Origin of the sequence: Pseudoroseomonas cervicalis ATCC 49957 (assembly GCF_000164635.1) — a bacterium.
Lineage (GTDB): Bacteria > Pseudomonadota > Alphaproteobacteria > Acetobacterales > Acetobacteraceae > Pseudoroseomonas > Pseudoroseomonas cervicalis.
Genome location: NZ_GG770777.1, coordinates 581,769 through 584,985, shown reverse-complemented (window position 1 = coordinate 584,985; position 3,217 = coordinate 581,769). Strand labels below are relative to the sequence as shown.

The window sequence follows — 3,217 nt, the reverse complement described above, 5'->3', positions numbered from 1 at the left end:
CTGGCGCTGCGCCGCCTGTCGCTGCAGCCGGCGGCCGCCACGCCGGCGGAGGGGGCGCCGCTGCTGCGCTGGGAGCAGGCGCTGCGCTGGGGCTTCGGCTACGGCCCGCAACCCTTCCGCCCCTATGCCTGCAGCGAGCCCTCGCCGCTCGGCCATGCCAGCGACGCCGGGCTGGTGGATCTGTTGCAGGGCGGCCTGCTGCGCCAGGGCCAGGCCAGCGGCGCGGCGGAGGAATCGACCACGGTGGAGGAGGTGGAGGCGCTGTCGCGCAGCCTGCTCGCCTTCCTCTCCGAAGCGGCGCCGTGAGCGCCGCCGCCGCCGGGGCTCAGCCCGGCTCGGCCGCGCTCAGCCGGCCGGCCAGCCGGGCATAGCGGTCGCGGCTGGCGGTCAGGTGCCGCCGCATGGCGCTGCGCGCCGCCGAGGCCTGGCCGCTGGCGATCGCCGCGGCGATGCGCGCATGCTCCTCCTGCACCCGCTCCAGATAGGCGGTGCGGGCCTCGTCCTCCTCCAGCTGCGGCCGCACCGTCTGGCGCGGGATCAGCATGGGGCCGAGGAACTCCAGGAAGCGCGGGAAGAAGCTGTTGCCGGTCGCCGCGAAGATGGCGCGGTGGAATTCCAGGTCCTGCTGCACGGCGCTGTCGCCGGCCTGCACCGCCGCCTCGAAGGCCGCCGCCGCCTGCTGGATGCGCTCCAGCGCCGCCGCGTCGCGCCGCTCGGCGGCCAGGCCCGCGGCCTCGCTCTCGATGGCGATGCGCAGCTCGATCACCTGCAGCACGTCCTGCAGCGAGCGCATCTCGGCCGGGTCGATGCGGATCTGCCCGCGCGCGGAGGGATCCGCCACGAAGGCGCCGACACCCTGGCGGGTCAGCACCAGGCCTTCGGCGCGGAGGGCCGCGACCGCCTCGCGCACCACGGTGCGGGAGACGCCGGCCTGGCGCATCAGCGCCTGCTCGGTGGGCAGCCGGTCGCCCGGACTCAGCCGCCCGGCGCGGATCTCGGCCGCCAGGCGGCGCACCAGCTCCGCCGTCAGATTGGCGGGCGGGGCCAGGGGCGCCAGCTCGATCCCATGCGCCGCAGCCGGCTCGCGTCGGTCCATCGTGATGGCCTCTCCTCGTCAGGCGGTGGGCCGCCTTTTCGTCAGGTTATCATATGAGAGCACGGAGGGCGAGGCGGGTCTCCACCGCGCCCGCGCCGCTCAGGGGGCGCGGCGGGCGCTCATCGCCAGGGTCATCTCGTCGGTGCGCGCCTCATAGGCGAGGCCGCGCCGCATCGCCCAGGTGTTGACCTGGAAGTAGAGCGGGATCAGCGCCGTCTGGTCGCGCAGCGCGGCACGGGTCGCCTGCCGGGTCAGTTCGGCGCGCTCGGCATCGTCCATGGTCTGGCGCGCCTTCTGGATCAGCCCGTCGATATCGGTGTTGCTGAAGCGGCCGCGATTGGCGGTGCCGAGGCCGAGCGCCGGATTCCAGGAATGGATCTGCGTCTCCAGCATGCCCAGCACCTCGGGGTTGGGCGAGAAGCCGGCGAGGTTGACCGAGTATTTCAGCTGCGCCGCCTCGGCCAGCCAGACACCGCGCGGCCGCGTCTCGACGGTGGCGACCAAGCCGAGCCGGGTCCACATCTGGGCGATGGCCTGCACCACCTGCTCGTCATTGACGAAGCGGTCATTCGGCCCGTTCACCTGCACGGCGAAGCCCTGGGGGTAGCCGGCCTCGGCCAGCAGGCGCTTCGCCCCCTCCAGGTCATAGGGCGGCGGCGTCAGGTCGGGCGAGGTGCCGAAATAGCCGGCCGGTCCCAGATCGCCCGCCGCCACGCCCTGGCCCTGCAGCACGCGCTGCACCAGCGCGTCGCGGTGGATGGCGAGGGACAGCGCCCGCCGCACCCGCGGGTCGCGCAGCGGGTTGGCGATCGGCCCGCCATCGCGGGCGCGCACATGCGGGCTCTCGGCGCGGTCGCTGTCCAGCGTCAGGAAGATCAGGCGGTTGGACGGGCTCTCGGCGGTGGCGAAGCGGGCATCGGCGGCGAAGCGGCGGAACTGGTCGGGCGGCACGATCTCGATCAGGTCCACATCGCCGGCATTCAGCGCGGCACTGCGGGCGCCGGCATTGGCGATGGGGCGGAACTCGACGCGGGCGAAATCCGGCTTCGGCCCGGCGAAGCCCTCATGCCGCTCCAGCACCAGCGGGCTGCCCGGCTGCCAGGAGACATGCCGGTAGGGGCCGGTGCCGATCATGGCGCGGCCACTGTTGTAGTCGGCCGTCGTCGCCGCCTCGCCATGCGCCTTGGAGATGATCATCACCAGCGACAGGTAGTTGGGCAGCAGCGGCGTCGGCGCCTGGGTGCGGATGCGGATCGTCGTCGCGTCCACCGCCTCCACCGCCGCGATCGGCCGGGTGTAGACGCGGAAGGAGGAGGGCGAGTTCGGCACGTCGCCGGCGCGGGACAGGGTGAAGGCGACATCCTCCGCCGTCACCGGCCGGCCATCGTGGAAGCGCGCCGCGGGGTCGAGGCGGAATTCCCAGGTCAGATCGTCAACCGCGCGCCATTCGGTGGCGATGGCCGGGCGCAGCTGCTGCCGGTGGTCCTGCTGCACCAGCGGCTGGAAGACGTGGCGGCTGTAGGCGATGTTGGTGATCAGGCTGGCGTAATGCGGGTCCAGGCTGGTCGGCCCCGCCTCCATGCCGACGCGCAGCGTCGCCGCCTCCTGCGCGCGCGCTGTGCCGGCCTGCGCCAGCGACAGCACGGCCAGGAGGGCGGCGGCGAGCGGGCCGGGGCGGGGGCTCTGCATGGTCGGGCGGTCTTTCGCAGGTCGTTCGGGCGGGCGATGGTTCGCTGCGCCGCAAACTGGCATGCTGCCCGGCCCGCCGCAACGCGCCTGGCCCGACCGTTGCGCCCCCGGCCAAGGCGCCATGGCCCGCGCACCCCGTCCCGAAGGAGAGCCCATGACCGAGACCGCCCCGCGCCGCGTGCTGCTGGATTGCGACCCCGGCACCGATGACGCCCTGGCGCTGTGGCTGGCCCTGGCCGCGCCGGAGATCGCGCTGGAACTGGTGACGGTGGCGGGCGGCAATGTCGGGCTGGCGCACACGCTGCGCAATGCCCGCGCCGTGCTCGGCCTGGCCGGCGCCCGGGTGCCCGTGGTGGCGGGGGCGGACCGGCCGCTGCTCGGCCGCTACCAGGCCGAGACGCGGGTGCATGGCCAGGACGGGCTGGCCGGGGT

At 74.2% G+C, this 3,217-nt stretch carries 4 protein-coding genes; 2 read left to right on the top strand and 2 right to left on the bottom strand.

The genetic code is table 11. The features are described from left to right. Window positions 1–306 (top strand): hypothetical protein (locus HMPREF0731_RS24895; protein WP_007002425.1); only part of this gene is annotated, 306 nt, incomplete at its 5' end. 19 nt (window positions 307–325) lie between these two features. On the opposite strand, the gene HMPREF0731_RS02475 is transcribed toward HMPREF0731_RS24895, so the two are convergent. Beyond that, window positions 326–1,096: a FadR/GntR family transcriptional regulator gene (locus tag HMPREF0731_RS02475; protein WP_007002424.1), complete on the bottom strand. Its 771-nt coding sequence runs from the start codon at window positions 1,094–1,096 to the stop codon at window positions 326–328. A gap of 99 nt (window positions 1,097–1,195) precedes the next feature. Then, the gene (locus HMPREF0731_RS02470) at window positions 1,196–2,785 is read right to left on the bottom strand and encodes an ABC transporter substrate-binding protein (RefSeq protein ID WP_007002423.1); all 1,590 of its coding nucleotides are present in this window, start codon (window positions 2,783–2,785) and stop codon (window positions 1,196–1,198) included. 154 nt (window positions 2,786–2,939) lie between these two features. Here HMPREF0731_RS02470 and HMPREF0731_RS02465 point away from each other — a divergent pair. Further along, window positions 2,940–3,217, top strand: a 278-nt coding sequence (locus HMPREF0731_RS02465) for a nucleoside hydrolase (protein ID WP_007002422.1), incomplete at its 3' end; no start/stop codon positions are given.